Raw genomic sequence first — 24,414 nt, forward strand, 5'->3', positions numbered from 1 at the left:
CGGGAGAAGCATTCCCCAAGCTTTGTATATAGCACTGCAGAGCAACAAAAACCTCTCAATGACATACCAAAAAGAAAAAACACGGCATTTTGATGTCGTGTTTTTTCTTGTCTTCGGCTACCGCCTTTTGTGTATTATGCACAATTTTATATATCATTTTTTTCATTTCTTGGTTAATCATACTTTTTCTTCGGTGCTATAATGTGCTTGTAACAAAGAAAACCTACTTAACACACCTCTTTGAACAGCAAAGTTGAAGGATGCTAAGCAGATCAGATTTTTGGAGGAAAAGATAAATGAATACTTTAAAAGCTGAAAAGAGAAGCATGGACATCAAAGCAAAGAAATTAAGAAGAGAAGGTTTCGTTACCGGTAATGTATTTGGCAAGAAGCTTGCAGAATCCATTCCAGTCAAAATCGAGAAATCCGCAATTGAGAAGTTACTGAAGACAAGCCACAAAGGTAGCCAGATTATGTTAGATATCGACGGTGAGTCTTATCAGGTACTGATCAAAGATGTAGAATATAACCCGTTAAAAGGTCAGGTAGATGAGATTGACTTCCAGGCACTTGTAAGTGACGAGAAAGTTCATTCTGTTGCAGAGATCGAACTGGTTGACCATGAGAAGGTAGTATATGGAGTACTGGAGCAGTTCCTTGAAGAAATCCAGTTACGCGCACTTCCTGCTGCATTGGTTGATAAGGTTGAGATTAATGTCGGTGAGTTGAAAGTCGGTGAATCTATCAAAGTAAAAGATTTGCCAATCTACCAGAACAAAGACATCGACATTTTGACAGATCCGGAAGCTACTATTGTAACTATCCAGGAAGTACACAATGCTCCTGAAGCCGACGAGGAAGCTGAAGAAAGCACAGAAGCATAATTTCATATTTGCGATTAAGAAAAGGATTCCAGTTGTGGAATCCTTTTCTTAATTATAATGCTTTAATTCTCTCAATTGCTGCTACGGTATTCTCATATGAACCGAATGCTGTCAGACGGAAATATCCTTCTCCGCTCGGGCCAAATCCGGATCCCGGAGTTCCTACTACATTGGCATTCTCCAATAAGTAATCAAAGAATTCCCATGAAGTCATCTTATCTGGTGTCTGCAGCCAGATATATGGTGCATTCACACCACCGGATACATTGTATCCCGCGCTCTTCAGTCCTTCGTAGATAACCTTCGCATTGTTCATGTAATAAGCCACCTGCTCTTTTAACTGAACCTTACCAGCCTCTGAGTATACTGCCTCGCCGGCTTTCTGCACGATATACGGTGCTCCGTTATACTTGGTTCCGTGACGTCTTGCCCACAGAGAATGAAGCATCACATCGCCCTGCTTGATATCTTTCGGAATAACAGTTGCTCCCAGACGTACACCCGTGAATCCTGCATTCTTAGAAAAGCTGCGAAGCTCGATCGCACAGGTTCTTGCTCCCTCACACTCGTAAATTGTATGTGGTACATCATCCTCAGAAATGTATGCCTCGTATGCTGCATCGTAGATAATGACTGCGCCTACTTTATTCGCATAGTCTACCCACTCCTGAAGCTGTTCCTTTGTGATCGTAGAGCCAGTCGGGTTGTTCGGGAAGCACAGGTAGATAATATCCGGTGTCTCCTTCGGAAGTTCCGGTGCAAAGTTCGTCTCTTTTGTACATGGCATGTAGATTACATCACTCCATGTTTCTGTCTTTGGATCATAAGTACCGGTACGTCCTGCCATAACATTGGTATCCACATATACCGGGTATACCGGATCACATACAGCAATCTTATTATCTTTGGCAAAAATCTCCTGGATATTACCAGAATCTCCCTTTGCGCCGTCTGAAATAAAGATCTCGTCTGCCTTAATGTCGCATCCTCTATCCTGATAATCATTCTTAGCCATTGCTGTTCTTAAGAATTCATATCCAAGATCCGGTGCATATCCGTGAAATGTCTCTGCATGAGCCATCTCGTCTACTGCTCCGTGCAATGCATCAATAATCGTCGGTGCTAATGGCTGTGTCACATCTCCGATTCCCAGACGGATGATGGATTTATCAGGATTCACCGCAGAATATGCAGCTACTTTTTTACCGATTGTGGAAAACAGATAGCTTCCCGGTAACTTCAGATAATCTTCGTTCACTTTAAACATCTTGTGTATCTCCTCTTTTTATTTCTTTTATACAGTAACTATTCCGTCGTATACAGTGACTGCCGGTCCTGTCATATAAATCTTCCCATCAGCCTCATCCCATAAGACGGATAATTCTCCACCTTTTAATTTTACCGTAACATGACGTTCTGTCAAGTCATTTAATACACCTGCCGCTGCTACTGCACAGGCTCCTGTACCGCAAGCAAGGGTTTCCCCGGCTCCACGCTCCCATACCCGCACAATAATGTGCTCTCTGTCCACCACCTGAGCGAATTCCACATTTACCCGTCTCGGAAAACGTCCATGATATTCAAACTCCGGACCAATCTGTGCAAGATCCAGTCGTTTTACGCTGTTTACCCAGACTACTGCATGCGGATTGCCCATGGATACCCCCGTCATCCGATATTCCATATGCCGGATTGAGATTGGCTCCTGCACCACTCTGGTGTGTTCCGATATAATAGGAATCTTATCTGCCTGGAAAATGGGATATCCCATATCTACGGTTACCTGAGAAATTTTATCTTCTTCATCCGTCTCCAACCGCAGTCTGCGCATACCTGCATCTGTCTCAATGATAAGTTCTTTCTTCTTCATCAGTCCTCTGTCATAGACATACTTTGCAAGGCAACGGATTCCATTGCCGCACATTTCAGCTCTGGATCCATCTGCATTATAAATCTCCATTCGAAAATCTGCTCTTCTTGATGGCAGAATAAGGATCAGCCCATCTGCCCCAACGCCAAAATGCCTGTCACTAAGCCTTACCGCAAGCCTTTCCGGTTCTCTGATGTGCTCTGTGATTCCATTTACATAGATGTAATCATTACCAAGTCCATGCATCTTCGTAAAATACATCCGCAGCACATTCCTTCTATATTATATACTTATTCTGACATGATGCTGAGTACCATCTCAGCCGTCTCTACGATATTATTACCACTGTCCATACTGCACTTCTGCAGATATCTGTGTGCTTCCTCTTCAGTCATATTGTTACGGGCCATCAGAAGTTCCTTCGCATCTTTGATCAGTTTCTGCTGCTTCGGATCTCTCTGTGGTCGCTCTTTCTTTCGTTTCCTTCGTCTGCGATCCATCGCCTGAAGCATCATATTCATAGTGTTAAGAAGATCATACACCTTAATCGGCATATTCAATCCTACTACACCTTCCATATTATCTCCCTGCCATTTTTCCGGTGACGCTACCAGAAGCATCTCAAATTCCTTCGGAAGGTATTCCCGTAATTCGGTATACAGCATATCTGCCAGCTTATAGCCGCATACCACAATTCCCTCATCCAGAAGTTCCGTATAGTGCAGTACCTGAGCGCCCGTAGTACATACTCCGATGACTTCACAGCCGCCACGGGTCAGAATATTACGAATATTGATTGCATTATCTTTATTTGGAAATACAACAATAACATCTGCCACACTTACACCCCCTGTCGATCTACTCTGCTGTCCTCATTATTATCTGATAAGGGCAGATTAGATCACACGGAGATATTTCTGAATTTCCCATTCTGTAATCTGAGCGCGGTATTGTCTGTACTCTTCTTTCTTCGCCGCAATATATTTCTCAGCCAGCTCTTTTCCAAGCACGTCTTTAATAAATGTATCCTTCTCAAATTCTCTGGCCGCTTCCAGGAGACTTCCCGGCAATGAGTCAATTCCCATCCTCTCACGTTCCTTCTGTGTCAGTTTGTAAATGTTAGTATCCACACTCTCCGGCGGCATAATCTCATTGCGGATGCCGTCCAGTCCTGCTGCCAGACACACTGCCAGTGCCAGATATGGATTCGCTGACGGATCCGGACTTCTGAGTTCAATTCTGCTCTCCTCGCCAGCTGCCGGAATCCGGATCAGCGGTGTACGGTTGGTCTCGGACCATGCAATATATACCGGTGCCTCATAACCCGGAATCAGTCTCTTATATGAATTTACCGTTGGATTGGTAATAAATGTAATCGCTTTCATATGCTTCATGATACCGCCGATGAAGTAATATGCCTCTTTACTGAGTCCCTTCTCATCGAAGTTATCGGTAAACACATTCACTCCGTCTCGGTTCAAAGTCATATTCAGATGCATACCGGAACCATTGGCTCCCAGATTCGGCTTTGGCATAAATGTTGCATGAAGTCCATGCCTCTTGGCGATGGTCTTAACTACCAGCTTAAATGTCATGATATTATCTGCTGTAGCAAGTCCTTCGTCATAGCGGAACACGATTTCGTGCTGTCCCGGTGCAGCCTCATGGTGAGATGCCTCAATCTCAAATCCCATATCTTCCAGAGTCAGCACCATGTCACGTCTTGCATTTTCGCCAAAGTCCAGAGGTCCCAGATCAAAATAGCTGGCATTCTCATGTGTCCTGGTTGTCGGCTGTCCGTCCTCATCTGTTTCAAACAGAAAAAATTCGCACTCCGGGCCTACATTAAATTCATAACCGTCTGACCTGGCATCCTCCAACACTCTCTTAAGTACATATCTCGGATCACTGTCAAACGGTGTTCCATCCGGGCGGTGTACATCACAGATCATACGTGCAACCTTGCCCTGCTGCGGTCTCCATGGAAAGATTTCAAATGTATTCAGATCGGGGTACAGATACATATCAGACTGCTCAATTCTTGCAAATCCTTCAATAGATGAACCGTCAAACATGCACTTATTATTCAATGCTTTTTCCAGCTGGCTGGTAGTAACCGCCACATTCTTCATAGTTCCGAAAATATCCGTAAACTGGAGACGGATAAACTCCACATCCTCTTCTTCTACCAGACGAAGGATATCTTCTCTCGTATAATTATTCATAATGGATACCTCCTATATTGATTTTTACTCATGTTGCCGTGATTTTATAACGTGATATATTAAGAATATTTCCAAATACCAAATAAGGGCATTCTTCACCTAAGAAAAACGCCCTTGTTTTATATGATATTATTATAGAGATATGTGGACTTTCTGTCAATCTTAACCTGATGTAATATTTTTCGGGAGCAGCATTCCCAGATGCCTCTCAAATTCTGTTCCGGCAACCGTTTCCACCTGATCTGCTGCAGAATCCCGCATGGCTGCCTCCACAAATCTTCCTGCCAACACACACAGATCTCTTAAGCTATCTCCACGCACCATGCCTCCGGCAATGATCGAAGCAAAGATATCCCCGGTTCCTGAATAGCTTCCTCCGATATACGGAAATGCGGTCAGTTCGCATTGCTCTTCCGCAATGATCAGATTTCCAATCTTTTGTTCACCATTTTCGGTTAGATGGATCCCCGTTACAAGGATATTTTTTACTCCTTTTTCCACCAGACTGTTTGCCATCTGATGAATAATCTCAATCTTTAATTCTCCCGGCAGGCTGCATACTGTCTCATAATCTGCTTCTGTCAGCAGACAGAGTTCTGTCAGATTTGGCGTGAGCACATCTGCCTGACAGGCAAGTTCTTTCATCTTCTCCAGCAACCCATCCGTAAACATATCATACTTCACTCCATCATCACCCATAACCGGATCTACCAGTAGGAATGTATCTTCCTTACGAAAGGTATCTAAGAAATCAAAAATCCGATCTATCTGAGCCTCGCTCGCCACAAATCCAGTATAGATTCCATCAAAATGTGCACCAAGCTTCTCCCACTCGCTGCGTATATATTCCATCTTATCAGTATAATCATCCAGATAATAACTCGGATAACCGGTCTGTGCACTCAATATCGCTGTCGGCAAAGGACACGGCTGCACTCCCATTACGGATATCACCGGAATTGCTGCGGTCAGTGAGCATTTCCCAAATCCGGATAAATCCTGTATTACTGCTATCTTCTTAACCATTTGTTTGCTCCTTTATTAGTTAATTACTATGCTCTTACATAGTAAAAAATCGACACTGTTACTATACAGTGCCGATCCTTATGTGTCAACGTTTTAACCTTATAGAACGTACTCGCTATAATAATATTATGGAAATACCAATTCTATCCTGGTTCCTTCACCTAATTTACTCTCTACATGTACCTCGCCATGATGAAGCATCACTCCGTGTTTTACAATAGAAAGTCCAAGTCCCGTACCACCTCGTTCTTTTGAATGGCTCTTGTCCACCCGATAGAATCTTTCAAAAATCCGGTCTATCTGATCCTCGGGAATGCCAATACCATCATCTGTGACAACGACCTTTTTCCCCTGTAGGGTATTGCCCGCCCAGACACTTACTTTACCGCCGGGATTATTATACTTGATCGCATTCTCAGTAATATTATAGATCATCTCATCCAATATCTGACGGATACCTGTGTATTTTACACTTTCTCCTGTCAGCTCCAGACGCACCTGATTCTTTGCCGCCTGCGGTGCCAGACGACTGATGATCTCACGTGAAAGTTCGTACAGATCTACCTCTTCTTTCTCCAGTTCCACACGCCCCTCATCCAGTCTGGATAACTTGATGATATCTTCTACCAGCGTAATCAGACGGCTTGCTTCCTGATAGATCTTTTCTGAAAAATGCTGCATATCTTCCGGTCTTACCAGACCATCTTTCATAATCTCTGCATAACCGGATATAGAAGTCAGTGGTGTCTTAAGTTCGTGAGATACATTCGCTGAAAATTCGCGACGCATTGCTGCCATTGCTTCCTTCTCCTTGTTGGACTGTTCGATTCTCTCAAGAAGTGGCTGAAGTTCCGGATACATTTCCTGTTCCAGCGGATTCTCCAGATCCAGTGTATTGATTGGACGAATCAGACGTTCTATCTGCCATTTAGACAGAAGCCATGCTGTTACAATCATAATCAATGCCAGAAATATCATAAATGGAAGAATATGAAACGCTGATTTCATAGCTGAATTCATCGTCCTCGATACACGAAGTACGGTGCCGTCTGGCATCTTTTCCGCATAATAGCACATCTCTTCTCCGATCGTATCCGACTTACGGATATCCTCTCCCTCTCCTTTTGCAAATGCTTTCTTTACCTCCGGACGATTCTTATGATTCTCAAATGTGTGCTCATCTTCTGTTGAATCATACAGTACAGTTCCCTCTGCACTGATCCATGTAATTCTCGTATTGGCCCGCACTTCATCCATTTGATTCAGATATTCCGTACCGGAAATCTGCACTGCCTTGCTAATATAATCCGCCTCACGGTGAATCTCTTCTTCTACCGTGGTAACCGTCTGACGGTACATAATTCCTGTTAAAAATATATATGCAATAACCAGTGTCGCAGTGAGAACAAATACCATACTGTGCTGCATCTTCTGTCTCATAGGCTGTATTTTCTGTGTCATAAAACTCTTCCTTTATTCGCTGATCCGGTAACCTACACCCCGGACTGTCTCAATCATATCTCCTGCTGTACCAAGCTTCTGGCGCAATGTACGGATATGTACGTCTACGGTACGTGTCTCACCATCAAAATCATACCCCCAGATCTCTTCCAGCAGCTGACTTCTGGTAAGTACAATATTCGGATGCTCCAATAATCTCCGCAGTAATTCAAATTCCTTTAATGTAAGCTGCACCGGCTCTCCATTTACCAGAATCTCATGCTTCTTCACGTCCATCTCAATCGCGCCATGTACGACTTTCTGTGGGCGTTCATCCCTCTGTCTCTCTACACGTCTGAGTACCGCCTTTACTCTGGAAATCAGTTCCATCATACCGAAAGGCTTACTTACATAGTCATCGGCCCCCAGATCCAGACCGATTACTTTATCGTATTCTGCTCCTTTAGCTGTCACCATGATCACCGGAATATTCCGGGTCAATGTATCTGCCTTTAACTGCTTTAAAAGCGTCAATCCATCCTCACCTGGCAGCATGATATCTAGCAAAATAAGCTCTGGCAGTTCAACTGCCAAAGCTTTCTTTAATGCTTTACCATCCTCAATCTCTTTTGCTTCAAATCCCATCGTCTGAAGGGTGTATGCTACCAATTCTCTGATATTCGCGTCGTCCTCTACACAATAGATCATATATGACTCTCCTTATGCACTCCTGTAATTGAAAATTCTACCCATTCTGCAATGTTGGTCGCATGATCTCCGATTCGCTCCAGATACTTGGATACCATGATCAGGTCAATTGCCGTACTTCCATCTTCGTCCCCGGCACTGATCAGGCGCATCAGCTTCCTCTTCACTGTCTCAAACAACTCATCTACCGCATCATCCTGCTCAATAACTTCACGTGCTAGTTCCAGATCCCGCTGAACATAAGATGCTACGCTGTCATGCACCATCTTCGAAACAGCCGATGCCATCTTGTCAATCTCAGGAATCTCATTGGTCTCATTCATTCCTGCAGAAATAATAATCTCTGCAATATCAGATGCCTGATCTCCAATTCTCTCCATATCAGTAATCATTTTGAGTGCCGCTGAGATCTGTCTCAGATCTCTCGCTACCGGCTGCTGCTGTAATAATAAACGCAGGCAAAGACGTTCGATGTCTTTCTCCATATGATCGATCTCCTGGTCTGCCTCAACCACATTCATCGCCTGATTCGAGTCTCCGTTACGCAGTGCCATCGCTGCTCTGCTGATTGCGACCTCACACAATTCACCCATGTGGGTCAGCTGGCTGTTCAATGACTCCATCTGTCTGTCAAATCTGTTCCGCATCTTATCCGAACCTCCCTGTGATATAATCTTCCGTTCTCTTGTCAGAAGGAATTGAGAATAATTTCTCTGTGTCGTTGTATTCAATAACCTCTCCAAGCAGGAAAAATGCAGTATTGTCAGATATGCGGACTGCCTGCTGCATATTGTGTGTTACCATGACAATAGTATAGTCTTTTTTCAGTTCTGCCGCAAGGTCTTCAATCTTAGAAGTAGAAATAGGATCCAGTGCAGAAGTTGGTTCATCCATCAGAAGTACTTCCGGCTGCACTGCCAATGCTCTCGCGATGCAGAGTCGCTGCTGCTGTCCGCCTGACATACCAAGCGCGCTCTTCTTCAGACGATCTTTGCATTCATCCCAGATTGCCGCATCACGGAGAGACTTCTCCACGATATCATCAAGCTTTGCCTTTGAATGGATACCGTGTGTTCTTGGTCCATACGCAATATTATCATAGATGCTCATCGGAAATGGATTCGGCTTCTGAAACACCATTCCTACACGTTTTCTCAAAAGATTCACATCCATATTATGAAAAATATCCTCACCGTCCAGTGTTACTTCTCCTTCAATTCTACATCCTTCTACCAGATCATTCATTCTGTTTAATGATTTCAAAAGTGTAGATTTACCACATCCTGACGGTCCGATAAATGCTGTGATTTTATTTGCTTCGATATCCAGATTAATGTTCTTCAGCGCATGAAAATCACCGTAATATAAATCCAGATCCTTAATCTCTATCTTTCCCATTTCGAAATTATACTTTCCTTTCTATGCTTTTGTCAGCTTCTTCGCCACCATACCTGATAATGTATTGATCACTACTACCAGCACCAGCAAAATGACTGCTGTTGCATACGCCTGATCCATATAAAGACCTTCGCTCGCAAGCAGATACATATGCACTGCCAGTGTCCTTCCTGATCCCAGTACACTTGAAGGTACCTGGGCTACCGAACCGGCCGTATAAATAAGTGCTGCTGTCTCTCCGACTATACGTCCGATTGCGAGGATCACGCCCGCCAGAATACCAGGCACGGCAGACGGCAGAACAATATAAAATACGGTACGCAATTTACCTGCTCCAAGTCCAAAGCTTCCTTCCCGGTAAGAATCCGGAACAGACAGAAGCGCTTCTTCCGTTGTACGCATAATCAGAGGAAGAATCATGATTGCCAGCGTAAATGCTCCGGCCAGAAGCGAAAATCCCCAATGGCATGTGCTTACAAAGAACAGCATTCCGAATAACCCATATACGATAGACGGAATTCCTGACAAAGTCTCTGTAGTAAGTCTGATAATATCCACAAATTTATTGCCCTTCCCAGCATATTCAGCCAGGAAAATCGCTGAGAAAATACCGATCGGTACTGCCAGAAGCAATGACAGCAATGTCATAATGACAGTATTGATCAGTGCCGGCATCAATGATGCATTCTCTGAATTATAGTGTAAAGAGAATAACGACGGTTTCAGGTACGGCACACCATGTACCAGAATATATACAATTAAAAAAATCAATACCGTAAATGTAATAAATGCCGCCAGTTTTACCAGAATCATCATAATAAGCGAAGCCGGATGGCGCAGATAAGAATGCATCTTCTGTGAAAAATCATTTTTCTTATTCATGATCTGCCCTCCTCTTTAATATTGCTACCGCTGCATTAATAATCAGAATAAATACAAAAAGTACAACTCCTGTCGCGATCAATGCTTCTCTGTGAAGATCTGCCGCATATCCCATTTCAATGACAATGTTGGCTGTCAGGGTTCGCACACCTTTGAATATACTTCCTGTAAGTCTTGGCTGGTTACCGGCAACCATGATAACTGCCATGGTCTCTCCGATCGCACGTCCGATACCTAATACAACTCCTGCCAGAATACCTGACTTGGCTGCCGGCAGTACTGTGCGAAATATACTTCTTTCGTGTGTTGCACCAAGCGCAAGTGAACCTTCATAATACTGTGGTGGCACAGCACGGATTGCAGACTCTGTAACTCCGATGATCGTCGGCAGAATCATCATTCCCAAAAGCAAGGATGCTGTCAGAATACTGTTACCATTTCCTGATTGTCTGATAATGCCTGCATGCTGCAGGGATTTGGCAATGTTCCTTATCCACGGCACCAGGACGACCAATCCAAAAAATCCATATACTACGGAAGGAATACCTGCCAGAAGTTCTGTTGCCATCTTCAGTGGACGATAGATCTGCTTCGGACAATAATGTGCCATATATACGGATGTCAGGATACCGATCGGCACCCCAAAAATAATCGCTCCGGCGGTCACATACAGACTTCCTACGATCATTGGCAGGATACCGAAGATATTGTTTTTCGGTCTCCATAGCGTTCCGCTTAAAAATTTTCCAAATCCGATCTCTTTCATTGCCGGGAACCCATTTGCAAAAAGAAATATACAAATAAGCGCTACCGCCAGCACCGAAGCGCAGGCGGCAATGAAGAATACGCCCCGCATGAAAGATTCTTTCCATGCATTATGTTTCATTTATTTAGCTACCTCATCCCATGTAAGTGTTTCACCAGTGTAGATGCTCTTTACCTGATCGCTGCTCAGCTCATCGATCGTGTTATTCTTGTTTACGATGACTGCAATACCGTCTGTAGCAATTACCTGCGCTTTCAGTCCTTCAGAAAGTTCTGTATCTTTCAGTTCTCTTGATGCCATACCGATGTCATAGGTTCCATCGATTGCTGATGTCATACCTGTTGTAGAATCAGTTGTCTGAAGTTCAATCTCTGCATCCGGATTGTTCTCTTTGTATGCCTCAATCAGTTTCTCCATCAGAGGTGATACAGAAGAAGATCCGCCAACTACGATTTTTCCTGAAGGGTTAGATCCTGAAAATGGCTCTGCATTGTCATCAGAAATATATCCGTTCTCAGCTACAACAGCCTGGCCTTCTTTGCTGAGGATAAATGAGATAAAGTCTTTTGCAAGTTCGCTTTCGCTTCCTTCTTTTGTTGCAATGTTGAATGGTCTTGACACTTTGTAATCTCCACTCTTTACATTATCAGCAGTTGCTTCAGCTCCATCGATCTTAACTGCCTTTACGCTGTCATCCAGAGCTCCGAGTGATACATAACCGATTGCATAATCATCACCGGCTACTGTTGTCAGCATAACAGATGTACTGTTAGTGATCTGAGCCTCATCGGTAGTATTGTCAACCTTCTCATCTCCGTTTTTTTCTTCAATACCGAACAGTTCAATGAACGCTCCTCTTGTTCCTGATCCATCTTCTCTGGATACTACACTGATGTCATTTGATGCATCCCAGTCAGAAGAAGCTTCTGTTTTACTGTCTGAGCTGCTGTCAGACGATGTATCACTACTATTATTTCCGCATCCTGCGATCATTCCTGTCACCATGGCGCATACGCCAGCTACTGCTATAACTTTTTTCAATTTCATCTTTTCCATACTCCTTTTGTTCTGTGTTTTTGTGTTCTTCACTTCACATTTAGAATCATACAGGTGCTATGTTAAATCTGAAATCTAAGAAATGTTAAATGAAAGTAAAAATAGACTCCCGCTCTACAAAATGTAAAACGGGAGCCTATGCCCTTAGACACTTTCTGTACGTTTTAATAACTCTTCCTGCTCTTTCAGCTTATTATAAGCCACTTTTTCCTGCGTCTCCTGGTTGGCGACACACGCAAGGATTGCTTCATTTAACTGAAGCATCTTATCGTCCAATGTTGCTACCATATCAGCACACTCTTTCAAATCTCTGCTGATATAATCCGGCGCGTTGCCTTCAAACTTATAATATATCTTATGTTCCAGACTTGCCCAGAAATCCATTGCAATCGTCCGTATCTGGATCTCTACTTTCGTATCGACAACACTGTCTGACAGGAAAATCGGCACTGACACCAGCATATGATAGCTCTTATATCCGCTTTCCTTCGGATTCTTAATGTAGTCCTTGATTGACAACACCTTGAGATCTGTCTGATTACCTATCATCTCTGCCAACTTATATATATCAGAAGTAAAAGAACAGATCAGACGCACACCTGCAATGTCATTCACATACTTCACCATGTTCTCAATTGATGTCTCGTGTCCGTTGCGCTTTAACTTCTTAACAATACTCTCCGGGGTCTTAATTCTTGTCTTGATGTGTTCTATTGGATTGTAACTATGTACATGCTGAAATTCATCATTTAAAATCTCCAGCTTTGTACCCACTTCCTTCAACGCTGACGTATATAAAAACATCACCGTCTTCCAGCTGTCTACATCCTCATAATTACGAATCGCTGTCTCCATACTGTAATAATCCTCTCCTCTCTATGGAAGAGTCTTAACGTACTTACTTGGTTTTAGTATAGCACAATTGTTGGAGTTTGTCATAAAATTCACACTTTTTTAAGAATGTCATTTCCTGTCATTTCTCAGAAAAGTATTTGCCTTTTACTTCCATTATGTTTATAATATCCACAAAACTCAATAATTTCCATATTCATCTACAGGAGTGATATACATTGTTAAAATATGATATTATACTGGACATCTGCAACACACACAGTCTTTCAGCTACTGCTGAAAAATACAGTTATTCCCAACCGGCAGTCAGCCAGATCGTAAAAAATTTTGAAAAGGAACTTGGCATGCAGCTCTTTACCAGAACCAAAGGTGGTATGCAGCTTCTCCCCGGAACAGAAGGTATCATTTCTTCTCTCCGTAAAATCTGCTATGAAGAAGACAATATCAAACTAATTGCTTCTCGTCTGACCAGTCTGGAAAATGGTCATATCCGGATTGGTACACTCCAAAGTATCTCTTATCACTGGCTTCCGGACATCCTGCAGGAATTTTCTGAAGAATATCCGAATATTACTTTTGAAATAACTGTAGGTGGTTCTAAAAAAATTCAAGACAAGCTACAACAAAACAAACTTGATATCATATTCTCGTCAGATTATAAGCTCGCATCGAATGTGTCTTTTTATCCCCTTGGGTCTGACGAACTGATGGTTCTGACCTCCAGAACCCATCCACTCTCTGAACACCTGTCTGTGTCCATTCAGGATATTGCAAACGAAGAATATATATCAGATGTGGATAAACTGGACTTTGAAGCAGGAGAAATATTAGATAAATATGGAATACAGCCACAGATCCGTTTCTATATGAATGATGATTTTGCCGTTCAGAAAATGGTAGAAGCCGGATTTGGAATTTCCATTTTACCACAGCTATTACTCTATCATACGCCATTTGATATCTGTGTCCGCCCATTTACAGAACATTTTAAACGGACACTGGGAGTGGCATTCCGTAATGACACTGACATCTCCCCAGCCGTTCAAAAATTACTGGAATATGTAAGAAACTGGGAAGAAATCGCTGTAACTTAATAAGTAATTTTTATTACCTCTATAAAAATAACGAATATTACCGTTATTTTTACAGGGGATTTTTTTATTATAAGAATTTTGAATTTTATCTATAATTTTTCATTAATTGGCGAATCCGTTACAACGGTATATACTGTGCCTAACACAAAAAAGTAACCCTTATTAACACACTTAACTACAGAACAGGAGGAACTCACCATGACAGAATTTATCAACGTTTTACTTATAGGATATACCATATTACAGGCAGTTATGTATATTGCCCTTGCAATCAGAGAAGACAGAGAGGCAAAGGAAGCAAAAGAGAAAAGAAAGGACGTGAAGAATGATTCTGCACACAAACATATTCAGTTTCAGTCTATCTAATCATACGCTTTTCCGAAAAGCTTATGGCATAAAGCAACCCGAACGGGCACAGTTAAAGTAAACACTGTGCTCGTTTTTAATGCAGGATACACGTCAGTTAGCACTCTTTCCATTGATGAAATCTCATATATGTTTGTCTACATTAATCCAAGTAATTTTTATAAAGCTTTTCAGGAATATTATGAATATGCTCCGACGGAAAAGTTTGATTTATTTTTGTTTTTCGTATTTATTCTGTTCATTTTATTTACATATTATCTTTTATATGTTAACATTATAATAATCTATATAATTGCGACTATTTTTAGTTGCAAAACATTCTATACACATATATTATTATAATTAGGAGTACAAATGGGGAGAAAAGAAAAATTAATTAAAGAACTAAAAAAACGTCCAAAAACATTTGCTTTTGCAGATGCCGAGAGCCTATTAAATTATTTAGATTTTGTACGTTCCGACAAAGGGAGAACCAGCGGTTCACGTATAATGTTTGTCAGCAAAACTCATGATTCCATCTTATTACATAAACCGCATCTACAAAAAGATTTAAAAACTTATCAAATCAAGCAATTAGCCGATTATCTGGAACAGGAGGGATTAATTTGAAAAACACAATGGAATATCAAGGATATGTTGGTACAGTAGAATTTTCAGAAGAAGATCGGGTATTTTTCGGAAAAGTATTGGGAATCCGTTCATTACTATCCTATGAAGGCACAACCGGAGAAGAATTAATCAATGATTTCCACGGTGTAATTGATGATTACCTTGCGATGTGCAAAGAAAAAAAAGTGAAGCCTGAAAAAGCATATAAAGGAAGTTTCAACATTCGGATTTCACCAGATTTACACAAAAAACTGGCAATACAAGCTATTGCCAATAATATGTCATTAAACAGCTATATTGAAAAAACATTAAGTGCAGCTATAGCTTGATTTCCGTGGACACCGTTTTTTGTACGCTTCGCGTTAAAACAGATCGCTTCGCGCTCTGTCACGGCAATTCGCATTCCGCAACTACGTTGCTTCATGCTCATTTCCGTGAGAATCGAAAAAGGTTAGATACCTTGGTGTGCAAGCACCCCGGTATCTAACCTTTTCCTCTTCTTTTAACGCTAAAACTCTATTCCTTCTCTGGCGGATCTTCCTGTGTCGTATGGATGTTTTACTTTGGTCATTTCGGTGACGTAGTCGGCGCATTCGAAGAGTGCGTCGGTCATGTGATGACCTGTCATGACGATCTCGAGTCCGCGTGGTTTGTGTTTTACGAATTTTACCAGTTTTTCTTCGCTTAACAGTCCAAGATCTACTGCACAGACTGCTTCGTCCATAACCAATACATCGAAGTTGATGCAGAATTTGGCAATCTCATCGAGTGCCTTGGTGTTGTAATGTCTGTACTCTGCTTTCTCTTCGCTGTTCATCTGATTATAAAACTTGGTATGGCGTTTGCCCGGAAGTAATGTGATATTCGGAATCATCTCCAGTGCTTTACGCTCGCTGGATGAATTATCTTTCATAAATTGGAATACAAGTACCTTGAGTCCGCTTCCTGCAGCACGTATTGCCTGTCCCATGGCAGCTGTTGTCTTTCCTTTTCCGTCTCCGTAATAAATGTGAACGAGTCCTGTTCCCAGCATATTTCCCCCTACTTTCTCTATGTTGCTCTTTCTTACTTATCTGATTTTTCGGATTATTCAACGCCTTTTCTCCACTGATGAGCAGACTCATATGGATTTGGAACGTTTAACCCTAGCATCATATATCTTAGGGGGTTATTTCTTATAAGTCAAGCTTCATATCGCCATACTTGATCCATTCTTTCTTGCGCATGAATTCTGAGATTGCCAGAGTCACAATTGCCGGCAGTACAATCTGGATCACCAGAATCTTGATCAGTACTACCATCGGTGCCTCTGTGGCAATCATTGTCTGCCATGTCATGATCTGACCGACTAACCCTGCTGTTCCCATTCCGGAACCAGTTGCATTACTTGTCATGTGAAGCAGCATAGTTCCTACCGGTCCAAGTATTGCACTGGACAAAATGGCCGGAAGCCAGATCACCGGCTTACGTACGATATTCGGAACCTGCAGCATAGAAGTACCGATTCCCTGTGCCAGAAGTCCCCCTACTTTATTCTCACGATAACTTGCTACTGCAAATCCTACCATATTGCAGCAGCAGCCTACAGTTGCAGCTCCAGCTGCCAGACCGGACAGATTCAGGATAATACCGAGTGCCGCTGAACTGATTGGCAGCGTCAGGATCATTCCCATCAGTACTGATACTACGATCCCCATAATGAATGGCTGCTGTTCAGTTCCCCAGTTAATGAGCGATCCAAGCCACGTCATAAATCCTGTAATCGGTGGTCCCAGGATCAGTCCTACCAGTGAGCCTGCACCAATCGTCACTAACGGTGTCACCAGAATGTCTACCTTTGTCTTACCTGTTACTAACTGTCCGAGTTCAATGCCGACATACGCAGCAAGAAATGCACCGAGCGGCTCTCCCGGTCCTGCATAGACCATCGTACCTTCCACTAATACGGTACCAGCCAGCAGTTTACTTGCAAATGCTCCAACCATTCCGGCTGTTGCTGAAGATACCACTACAAGCTGACTACATCCGAACTTATAAGCCACACCGATACCGATGCCCGCTCCTGTCAACGACGCAGCTACCTTTCCGATCACAAAGATCATATCTCCGATAGAACCGCCAATCAGCGTGCCAATCTGCTGAATGATGGTTCCGATGATCAGCGTCGCGAATAATCCCTGCGCCATACCGCTCAGACCGTCAATAAATATTCTGTCAAATATTTTTCTGCACTTTCCCATAACAAAATCTCCTCATATCTACTCTCTATATTTGCATTTACAGCAAATTACAGTTGTCTTGTCACGTGGAAAGTCTAACATATGAACTTTATGAAATCAAGAATTGTTTTTCTTTTAACCCTTCTTCTACCAGATCCAGGATCCGATCCGATTCCGCTTCAATCGTATGAAAATGAATATCCCCGGTCAGTTCTTTTAACGGTCTGGCTGTATTGCCAAGAAGCTTCTCCATAAATTCATCCACATCCCGTCTACTATTGATAAACAGATCCACCGATATCTGACCATATAATTCATGCTCAACAATCACATCCAGCACCTTCGCCCCGGCATCCACAATACAGTAAAGCTCATCCCGCATCTGCTCATCCGTATGCTTCACTGCTACCACCCGCTTACAGGTCATCTTATCCTCCTGCTTACCATATAAAATGTAGCCTCTGTTAGTAGATAAGATATTCTTATTCGTTGCACGCAGAAGTGCGATATCTTGCACGATTACCTGTCTGCTGACACCAAGTCTCTTTGCAAGGCTTGTACCGGACAATGGATCTTTTTCTGTATTCAAGAGTTCCATGATTTCTTTTCTTCTCTTATCTCCGTCCATATTTTTCACCTCTTGCTACATTGTTACACACTCCTATCCATAAATGCAAGTCTTGACATTTACAGAATCTCCTCTTATGATACGAACAGGGAGGATGGACATATGTTTCGATTATGGGCGAAAGAATTTAAAGACAACCGAATGCTCCGTGACACCACAATCTGTGATGAATCTGAGGACACCCGCACACATAAGGTATTTCATGCATTGGACGAGGTCTGTTATGAGTTTGACCTGAGTAAGCCGATCTGGCTGGACAGCACCATCCAGGAATTCAAGCGCCACGCCAAGGCAAGATTCTATCAGGATAATTTTGTAGATTCCATTGATTTTGATTATCTGGAGATTCAGGTAATTGAAGAAGATTAAACAACAAACGGGAAGAGCTTCCGCATTTATTGGAGTTTCTTCCCGCTTTTATCTTTATTCTGTTTTTATTGCTGCTAACGGACTTAACTTCATCGCCCGGAGTGCCGGAAAGAATCCGGCCAGCGTACCGATCAATGTAGCAAATGCAATCGCTACCAGCACCAGCCATATCGGAATATACGACAGATTGCCTTCTATTCCCATAGCCGCTCCATGACCTGTCAGAAAGTTAATGATCGCTGACAGAATATAACTCAGTACCATACCTGCCACCCCACCGATCAGTCCGATAGAAGCAGCTTCTATCAGAAACATTTCCCGGATATTTTTCAGACTGCATCCCAGTACCTTGATGATTCCGATTTCTTTGGTACGTTCGTAAATGGACATCATCATAGTGTTGGCAATACCGATAGCAGCCACTAACAGTGATACTGCGCCGATGCCGCCAAGCACAGCCTGGATCATGCCCATCTGCTTCTTGGCACTCTCCATATACTCTGCATTGGTACTTGCATTATATCCCATTGACCGGATGCCGGACACAACCTCGTCAAGCTTATCCTGATCATCAACCTTAACTTTCGCCGAACTGTAGCAGAAATCTTTATAAGGTTTCCCATTTTTCGTCGTTGGCTGACCAGGAATTGCACGACCGTTAAATTCTTTTTTCAGTACCTGTTTCAAGGTATCCAGATCACAATAAATATTCTGATAACCTGTTTTATAGTTCTCCGGATCTCCTGCTATCACGCCACAGGCTCTCACCGCATGTTTCTGGACAGCCTTCTGTGTCTGACTGCCATCACTGCTGCCACTGTCAGCAGAACCGTCTGTCGTCCCAAAAGCCTGTGTATTCTGCGCTGCATAATATCCGTCCTGATCTAACACCAGAAATACGCTGTCTTTTTCCAGATCAATATCTGCTAGTTCTCCTGTTTCATAATAGCTGTTGGTGCCACTTTTATCTGTAAAATTCGTAATGACTCCATTTCCATATATCAACTCTAAATTGCCGCTGTTCGATTTCGGCAGTCGACCGCCTTCTTTCAGATCCAGCTTCAAAGCCTTTAAATCCTCCGGTTTCATAGCAACCAGTTCTGCCCATCCTTCATAGCCGCCTTTGAGCAGCAGCACAGACATATCATATTCCGGTGAAACACTTGTCACATGATCCAATTTGGCTAGTTCTGCAACCGCACTGTCATTCAACCTTTTTTCAGAGGCTTCATCGGAAGAATCACCGGAATAAAACATGCTTTCACCGCTTGCGATACCAGTTACATTAATCGTATTCATCCCTCCGGCATCTTCAATTTCCTGCAGCATAGCCTGTTGAAGCCCAAGCCCCAGTGAGATCATAACGACAATAGAAGTTGTACCGATCATGACTCCGAGAACGGTCAGAAATGTCCGGAGCTTTCTCCGCTTCAGATTATTGATGCTCATCCTCAGAAGGTCCATCCAGTTCATCCAGCAAATCCTCCTCTTCCTCTGCTAATTTCTGAGATTTCTTTTTCTTTTTGATCACTACTGCTGCCACAATGCCTGCAATGATCAAAATCACAAGAATGATCGGAACAATCGGAAGTCCACCGGTTGTATTCTCTTCCGGCATCTCGTCTACCACCGCATCATCTGTCGCCTCAGTTACAGTAAGATTAAATGTCTGTTCCGTTGTAGACACTGTTCCTGCTTCATCTTCATAAGAAAGTGTCATCTTCACCTGTCCATCTCCCTGTGTTGCCTGTATTCCCTCAAGCATCACATCAATTGAAGTACTGGAACCCGGCTCCAGATTGCCGAGAAATGTTTCATTTTTCTTGATATCCTCGCCTTCGAAAATAGCTTTTGCATTATACAGCTTAATTCGTCCCAGATTATACAGATTGCAGGATACATTTGCCTCTTCACCTATAGCTATGCTCTCCGGAGTAATCTCAAATTCGCTGAATTCGAATCTTGCATCCTGTTTCACCGGAATGGATATGCTCGAAGAAGCCTCGATCTGTGATGCATTGGAATCTTCGTATTTCATACTCACATTAATGCTGTATGGCTTCTGTACCAGATCTGCCTTCGCATTCAGATCGATTGATATATCTGCGGTGCCATTTGCAGCAATTCCATCCAGATAAATGGAATTCGAACCAGACGATGGTAAAAATGCAGGTGCAGTAGTCTGCTCATCACTGCCTTCTGTCGGTGCTTCCAGCTCAAACAGCATATTGCCGACTCTGCTGGATTTGGATGTGTTTTTCAGATGAAGTGTCAGTGTAAAATCACTTCCTGCCTTTACATCAGCAGGATTGGTAGTAAATCCGGTCACGATAACTCTCGGAACAGAACCATTGCCGGAAGCTTCGCCGCCTCCGCCGCCACTGTACACCGCATCTCCATTGTCTACGCCGCCGGCATATGCATCCATGTTTCCGCCATCATTGGAACCACCTGCTGACTGTCCTGAATTATCGCTCTTCGAATCCTCCTTCTGAGATTCCGGTTTTGCACTGGTATTCACACTGTAGGTTACTTTATCATCATAGACTTTTTCGCCGCTTTCATTTTCCGCTGTCACTGCAAATGTCAGACGGTATGTCTTATCTCCCGCATCATCACGTTGCGTGAAATTAAACTTTACGCTTCCGCTATCACCTGCATTCAGCTCCGGGATGGATGCCTCATAGCTCTGATACTCTGTCTTGAACGGCCATTTATCTGTATTCTTTTTCAATACCGGTTCTACCTTGATATTCTTCAGTGTCTGATCACTGTTGTTCGCTACATTCAGTACAAAATCCTGCGCTTTCTGATATTGATAGGTCTGTACTTTATTCCCCGGTGTAGTTACTTTAAGTACTGCATCTGCTGCTTTTGCCGGCAGTATCCCCACTGTCCCCACAAGCATTGCTGCAATACACAAACTCATCAGCCATCTGCTTACTCTCTTCATTACTCTTTACCCTCCGTTTCTTTTTCTCCCCCGGCTTCGGCCAATTCCCGATTGTCCTCCACCTTCACAATCTTACCATCTATAATATGAAATACCCGGTCCGCGTAAGACGCCAGATGATTATCATGAGTCACCATGACAAGCGTCATATGCTGTTCTCTTACCACCTTTTGCATAAGCTGCAGTACTTCTTCTGATGTATGAGAATCCAAATTTCCCGTTGGCTCATCCGCAAAGATAATATCCGGTTCTACAACCAATGCCCTTGCAACACCTACTCGCTGCTGCTGTCCGCCGGACATCTGCTTCGGCAAATGCTTCGCATGCTTCTCAAGTCCTACTAACCGCAGCATCTTTTCTGCCTTTTTCAGCCTTTTTTCTTTCGATTCCCCTCGAAAGCTAAGCGGTAATGCTACATTTTCCAGCGCATCCATCGTTCCTAACAGATGAAAGGACTGAAAGATAAAGCCAACATGCTCCCGTCGAAATGTAACCAGCTGCTCTTCGTTCAGCTTCTCAATATGATGACCACTGATGATCACTTCTCCTTTTGTGGGTCTCTCCAGACCTGCAAGCATATTTAATAATGTGGATTTGCCGGAACCGGAAGTTCCGACGATTGCACAAAACTCTCCTTCATATATGCTAAAATCCACGCCATCCAGCGCACGGACTACTTCATTACCCAGTCGGTACAGCTTATACAGATGCTTCACTTCTATAACCTTCCTCATAACTTCCTCCTCTCCCCATTGAATATCACCAGTATACAGATAAATACCAAAGAATATTGGTAGTATTTTCTTAATATTCTATGAATTTTTCCCGATTGTCAATCCTTCACCTAACTGTTATGATGAAAGTAATCAAAAAACGAACGGAGATGCTCTTATGAATGATATTTCCATAACCGAAGCTTATTTTGTATACAGTGTCCGGGGCAAAGGTAAACTTTCAGGCAATGACTGTCGAAAAGTAACCGGACTGCTCACAGCCGCCCTCTGGGAAATGACACAGAATGGACTGCTCACGATCACCGATAGCCGGATCCGGCTAAACGATGTCGACCATTTTACCAGAGCATGGTTTCAGCCGCTCTATGAACACATCAGGGAAATGGAACCAAACGACCTCTCCTCACTTCTGCAGGATTATTGCAGTAGCTGGTCAGACCGACATCTGAATGCACTTTCCAACGAAATCGGACTGGTGCTTGAGAAGCAGAAACTGATTACTCGCGCAAAGCTCGGCATTTTTAATGGCAGGACTTATTTCATGCCTCACCAGTCTGCTATTCCGGGGCTGAATGCTGAACTACAGGTTGATATCCTGTATCAGAAGCCTGTTTCCGCAGACACTGCTTTTCTGTGGCTCCTGCTGGAACAGGGACAATGCATTCCATCGGATATTTCCGGAGATATGCGGGATACATTTGCGAGTAAAATAAAAGAAGCCCTCACAGAAGGTGCCGATTCAGCACTCGTTTCTGCAAAAGCTCTGTTAGATCTGACCTTTTCACTCATGAAAAAAGGACATCTGATCATGGATTAGGGTCGTTTTTATTTCTTCATCTGTGGCTCGAATACCCAGGATGCCAGATACCCAAAGATCAGCGCGGCTGCGATTCCGGCTGCGCTGGCTTTGAATCCTCCTGTGAAGATCCCGATCACGCCATCTTTTTCTACCGCTTCTTTTACACCACAAAACAGCGTATTGCCAAATCCCAGCAACGGTACGCTTGCACCTGCTCCCGCATATTTCTGAAATGGTTCATATACGCCAAAGAATCCGAGTACTGCTCCACTGCACACTAACAGTACCATAATGCGTCCCGGCATCAGCTTGGTTCGATCCAGCAGAATCTGAACGAATGCGCAGATCAGTCCACCCACCCAGAATGCATTTACATAATCCATTTACTCCACCTCCTGTTTCTTACCGGACGGCTCGTGTTCCAGTACAATTCCATGAGCGATTCCCGGCACGCTCTCGCCTTCATTGTAACTGACAGTTGACATGAGCGCACCTGTCGGAACAAATAATACACGTTTCCATTCTCCGGTTCTGAGCTTTGGTAAAATATATGCTGCAAGCGTCGTTGCTGCGCAGCCACATCCACTGCCGCCGGAATGCGTATCCTGGGTCTGCTGATTAAAGATTGTCATGCCACAGTCCATATGATTCTGCGTCAGATCAATCTTCCGCTTCCGCATCAGATCCAGCAGAATGCTCTGCCCTACGTATCCCAGATCTCCTGTTATAATCCGGTCATAATCTTCTGGACTGCGTCCCATATCTTTCAGATTCACTGCAATCGTATCCGCAGCTGCCGGAGCCATACAGGCTCCCATATTCTGGGAATCTTTTAACCCATAGTCCACGATTTTCCCTATCGTAAGTCCTGCGATTTTCACATTGCTTTTCTTATTGCCGACCAGAAATGCACCGCTTCCGGTCACCGTCCACTGTGCAGACAAGGGTCTCTGGTTTGCATAGCTTAATGGAAACCGAAATTCCTTCTCTGCCGTTCCAAAATGACTGGATGTCACAGCGAGCATCCGTTCTCCATATCCAGCTGCCACGCACATAGCCGCAAGTGCCAGTGCCTCGCCGGATGTAGAACAGGCTCCGAACAATCCAAACAACGGAATCTGCAAACTTTCTGCTCCCATCGATGTAGCAATCCCCTGACGCAGCAGATCACCGCCAAAAAGATAGCGTACCTGCTCTGGTGTTACATTAGCCTTATGAAGTGCGCGCACACACGCTTCCCTCTGCATAACGCCTTCTGCCAGTTCCCAGGTCTCCTCCCCAAAAAGGTTGGTCTCATCAAATGTATCAAATAACTCTCCTAATGGCCCTTCACTCTCTTTCTTTCCCACTACTGATGCACTGCTCATAATATAAGGAGCCTCGGCAAATACTATGCTCTGGGCTCCCTTTGTTCTCTGAATCATATCTGTCCACCTTCCATAGCTTAAGCCTTGTGTTATGGCTTAGTATGGAATGATTTTCTATTTTTATACATCTGCCTCTTTCGCAGCAGCTATTTTATCCAATGTTTTCTGC

28 protein-coding genes are annotated in these 24,414 nt (G+C 43.3%); 7 read left to right on the forward strand and 21 right to left on the reverse strand.

The window, feature by feature from the left end:
- Positions 1-296: 296 nt before the first annotated feature.
- The gene (locus tag OCV65_RS03725; RefSeq protein WP_262580995.1) at positions 297-884 is read left to right on the forward strand and encodes a 50S ribosomal protein L25; all 588 of its coding nucleotides are present in this window, start codon (positions 297-299) and stop codon (positions 882-884) included.
- A 52-nt stretch (positions 885-936) separates the two neighbouring features.
- Here the strand turns inward: OCV65_RS03725 and OCV65_RS03730 are convergent, their stop codons facing one another.
- The 13 genes from OCV65_RS03730 to OCV65_RS03790 all read right to left on the reverse strand — a co-directional run bounded on the left by OCV65_RS03730 (position 937) and on the right by OCV65_RS03790 (position 13,110).
- Positions 937-2,151 (reverse strand): LL-diaminopimelate aminotransferase, encoded by a 1,215-nt coding sequence (locus OCV65_RS03730; RefSeq protein ID WP_262580996.1) that lies wholly within the window; start codon positions 2,149-2,151, stop codon positions 937-939.
- Between the two features lie 27 nt (positions 2,152-2,178).
- Complete coding sequence (gene dapF, locus OCV65_RS03735; RefSeq protein ID WP_262580997.1) at positions 2,179-3,015, reverse strand: diaminopimelate epimerase; 837 nt, start codon at positions 3,013-3,015, stop codon at positions 2,179-2,181.
- Positions 3,016-3,044: 29 nt separating this feature from the next.
- Positions 3,045-3,593, reverse strand: coding sequence for an ANTAR domain-containing response regulator (locus tag OCV65_RS03740; RefSeq protein ID WP_262580998.1), 549 nt, complete (start codon positions 3,591-3,593; stop codon positions 3,045-3,047).
- Positions 3,594-3,650: 57 nt separating this feature from the next.
- Positions 3,651-4,979: a type I glutamate--ammonia ligase gene (glnA, locus tag OCV65_RS03745; RefSeq protein WP_262580999.1), complete on the reverse strand. Its 1,329-nt coding sequence runs from the start codon at positions 4,977-4,979 to the stop codon at positions 3,651-3,653.
- Positions 4,980-5,141: 162 nt separating this feature from the next.
- On the reverse strand, positions 5,142-6,005 hold the full coding sequence (locus OCV65_RS03750) for a pyridoxamine kinase (RefSeq protein ID WP_262581000.1): 864 nt from the start codon (positions 6,003-6,005) through the stop codon (positions 5,142-5,144).
- 126 nt (positions 6,006-6,131) lie between these two features.
- Entirely contained in the window at positions 6,132-7,445 is a 1,314-nt protein-coding gene (locus tag OCV65_RS03755; protein ID WP_262581089.1) for a sensor histidine kinase, read from the reverse strand.
- A 33-nt stretch (positions 7,446-7,478) separates the two neighbouring features.
- Positions 7,479-8,153, reverse strand: a complete 675-nt coding sequence (locus OCV65_RS03760; protein WP_118452921.1) for a winged helix-turn-helix domain-containing protein — start codon at positions 8,151-8,153, stop codon at positions 7,479-7,481.
- Positions 8,150-8,800 carry a phosphate signaling complex protein PhoU gene (gene phoU, locus OCV65_RS03765; protein ID WP_262581002.1) on the reverse strand — a complete coding sequence of 217 codons (651 nt, stop codon included), beginning with the start codon at positions 8,798-8,800 and terminating at the stop codon, positions 8,150-8,152. The genes OCV65_RS03760 and phoU overlap by 4 nt, the downstream gene beginning before the upstream one ends.
- A gap of 1 nt (position 8,801) precedes the next feature.
- Complete coding sequence (gene pstB / locus OCV65_RS03770; protein WP_262581003.1) at positions 8,802-9,551, reverse strand: phosphate ABC transporter ATP-binding protein PstB; 750 nt, start codon at positions 9,549-9,551, stop codon at positions 8,802-8,804.
- 21 nt (positions 9,552-9,572) lie between these two features.
- The gene (pstA, locus tag OCV65_RS03775) at positions 9,573-10,433 is read right to left on the reverse strand and encodes a phosphate ABC transporter permease PstA (protein ID WP_262581004.1); all 861 of its coding nucleotides are present in this window, start codon (positions 10,431-10,433) and stop codon (positions 9,573-9,575) included.
- Positions 10,426-11,319: a phosphate ABC transporter permease subunit PstC gene (pstC, locus tag OCV65_RS03780; RefSeq protein ID WP_262581005.1), complete on the reverse strand. Its 894-nt coding sequence runs from the start codon at positions 11,317-11,319 to the stop codon at positions 10,426-10,428. Before pstC ends, pstA begins: the two co-directional genes overlap by 8 nt.
- Positions 11,320-12,246 carry a substrate-binding domain-containing protein gene (locus OCV65_RS03785; protein WP_262581006.1) on the reverse strand — a complete coding sequence of 309 codons (927 nt, stop codon included), beginning with the start codon at positions 12,244-12,246 and terminating at the stop codon, positions 11,320-11,322.
- 153 nt (positions 12,247-12,399) lie between these two features.
- Positions 12,400-13,110, reverse strand: a complete 711-nt coding sequence (locus OCV65_RS03790) for a GTP pyrophosphokinase (RefSeq protein ID WP_262581007.1) — start codon at positions 13,108-13,110, stop codon at positions 12,400-12,402.
- Positions 13,111-13,325: 215 nt separating this feature from the next.
- Between OCV65_RS03790 and OCV65_RS03795 the strand changes: the two genes are divergently transcribed.
- The 4 genes from OCV65_RS03795 to OCV65_RS03810 all read left to right on the forward strand — a co-directional run bounded on the left by OCV65_RS03795 (position 13,326) and on the right by OCV65_RS03810 (position 15,505).
- Positions 13,326-14,201 (forward strand): LysR family transcriptional regulator, encoded by an 876-nt coding sequence (locus OCV65_RS03795; protein WP_262581008.1) that lies wholly within the window; start codon positions 13,326-13,328, stop codon positions 14,199-14,201.
- Between the two features lie 198 nt (positions 14,202-14,399).
- Positions 14,400-14,567, forward strand: a complete 168-nt coding sequence (locus tag OCV65_RS03800) for a hypothetical protein (RefSeq protein ID WP_262581009.1) — start codon at positions 14,400-14,402, stop codon at positions 14,565-14,567.
- Between the two features lie 354 nt (positions 14,568-14,921).
- A complete protein-coding gene (locus OCV65_RS03805; RefSeq protein WP_262581010.1) occupies positions 14,922-15,176 on the forward strand; it encodes a type II toxin-antitoxin system HicA family toxin in 255 nt (84 codons plus the stop codon).
- Complete coding sequence (locus OCV65_RS03810; RefSeq protein ID WP_262581011.1) at positions 15,173-15,505, forward strand: type II toxin-antitoxin system HicB family antitoxin; 333 nt, start codon at positions 15,173-15,175, stop codon at positions 15,503-15,505. The genes OCV65_RS03805 and OCV65_RS03810 overlap by 4 nt, the downstream gene beginning before the upstream one ends.
- 179 nt (positions 15,506-15,684) lie before the next feature.
- Here OCV65_RS03810 and OCV65_RS03815 read toward each other — a convergent pair whose 3' ends face one another.
- From OCV65_RS03815 to OCV65_RS03825, 3 genes are all read right to left on the reverse strand, one after another.
- The gene (locus tag OCV65_RS03815; RefSeq protein ID WP_118452930.1) at positions 15,685-16,209 is read right to left on the reverse strand and encodes a cob(I)yrinic acid a,c-diamide adenosyltransferase; all 525 of its coding nucleotides are present in this window, start codon (positions 16,207-16,209) and stop codon (positions 15,685-15,687) included.
- Between the two features lie 142 nt (positions 16,210-16,351).
- Complete coding sequence (locus OCV65_RS03820) at positions 16,352-17,416, reverse strand: PTS sugar transporter subunit IIC (RefSeq protein WP_262581012.1); 1,065 nt, start codon at positions 17,414-17,416, stop codon at positions 16,352-16,354.
- A gap of 88 nt (positions 17,417-17,504) precedes the next feature.
- Positions 17,505-18,023 (reverse strand): transcription repressor NadR, encoded by a 519-nt coding sequence (locus tag OCV65_RS03825; protein ID WP_262581013.1) that lies wholly within the window; start codon positions 18,021-18,023, stop codon positions 17,505-17,507.
- A 102-nt stretch (positions 18,024-18,125) separates the two neighbouring features.
- Between OCV65_RS03825 and OCV65_RS03830 the strand changes: the two genes are divergently transcribed.
- Positions 18,126-18,392: a hypothetical protein gene (locus tag OCV65_RS03830; protein WP_118383409.1), complete on the forward strand. Its 267-nt coding sequence runs from the start codon at positions 18,126-18,128 to the stop codon at positions 18,390-18,392.
- A 54-nt stretch (positions 18,393-18,446) separates the two neighbouring features.
- On the opposite strand, the gene OCV65_RS03835 is transcribed toward OCV65_RS03830, so the two are convergent.
- The 3 genes from OCV65_RS03835 to OCV65_RS03845 are packed head-to-tail and all read right to left on the reverse strand — an operon-like array spanning position 18,447 to position 22,079.
- A complete protein-coding gene (locus tag OCV65_RS03835) occupies positions 18,447-19,865 on the reverse strand; it encodes an ABC transporter permease (RefSeq protein WP_262581014.1) in 1,419 nt (472 codons plus the stop codon).
- Complete coding sequence (locus OCV65_RS03840) at positions 19,828-21,345, reverse strand: COG1361 S-layer family protein (protein WP_262581015.1); 1,518 nt, start codon at positions 21,343-21,345, stop codon at positions 19,828-19,830. The genes OCV65_RS03835 and OCV65_RS03840 overlap by 38 nt, the downstream gene beginning before the upstream one ends.
- On the reverse strand, positions 21,345-22,079 hold the full coding sequence (locus OCV65_RS03845; protein ID WP_262581016.1) for an ABC transporter ATP-binding protein: 735 nt from the start codon (positions 22,077-22,079) through the stop codon (positions 21,345-21,347). Before OCV65_RS03845 ends, OCV65_RS03840 begins: the two co-directional genes overlap by 1 nt.
- Positions 22,080-22,236: 157 nt before the next feature.
- Between OCV65_RS03845 and OCV65_RS03850 the strand changes: the two genes are divergently transcribed.
- Entirely contained in the window at positions 22,237-22,896 is a 660-nt protein-coding gene (locus OCV65_RS03850; protein WP_262581017.1) for a hypothetical protein, read from the forward strand.
- An 8-nt stretch (positions 22,897-22,904) separates the two neighbouring features.
- On the opposite strand, the gene OCV65_RS03855 is transcribed toward OCV65_RS03850, so the two are convergent.
- Together OCV65_RS03855 and spoVAD are read right to left on the reverse strand one after the other, a co-directional pair.
- Entirely contained in the window at positions 22,905-23,261 is a 357-nt protein-coding gene (locus OCV65_RS03855) for a SpoVA/SpoVAEb family sporulation membrane protein (RefSeq protein ID WP_262581018.1), read from the reverse strand.
- A complete protein-coding gene (spoVAD, locus tag OCV65_RS03860) occupies positions 23,262-24,302 on the reverse strand; it encodes a stage V sporulation protein AD (protein ID WP_330666873.1) in 1,041 nt (346 codons plus the stop codon).
- Between the last annotated feature and the right edge of the window lie 112 nt (positions 24,303-24,414).

It is taken from the genome of Dorea ammoniilytica (assembly GCF_025567415.1).
GTDB classification, from domain to species: Bacteria; Bacillota; Clostridia; order Lachnospirales; family Lachnospiraceae; genus Claveliimonas; species Claveliimonas ammoniilytica.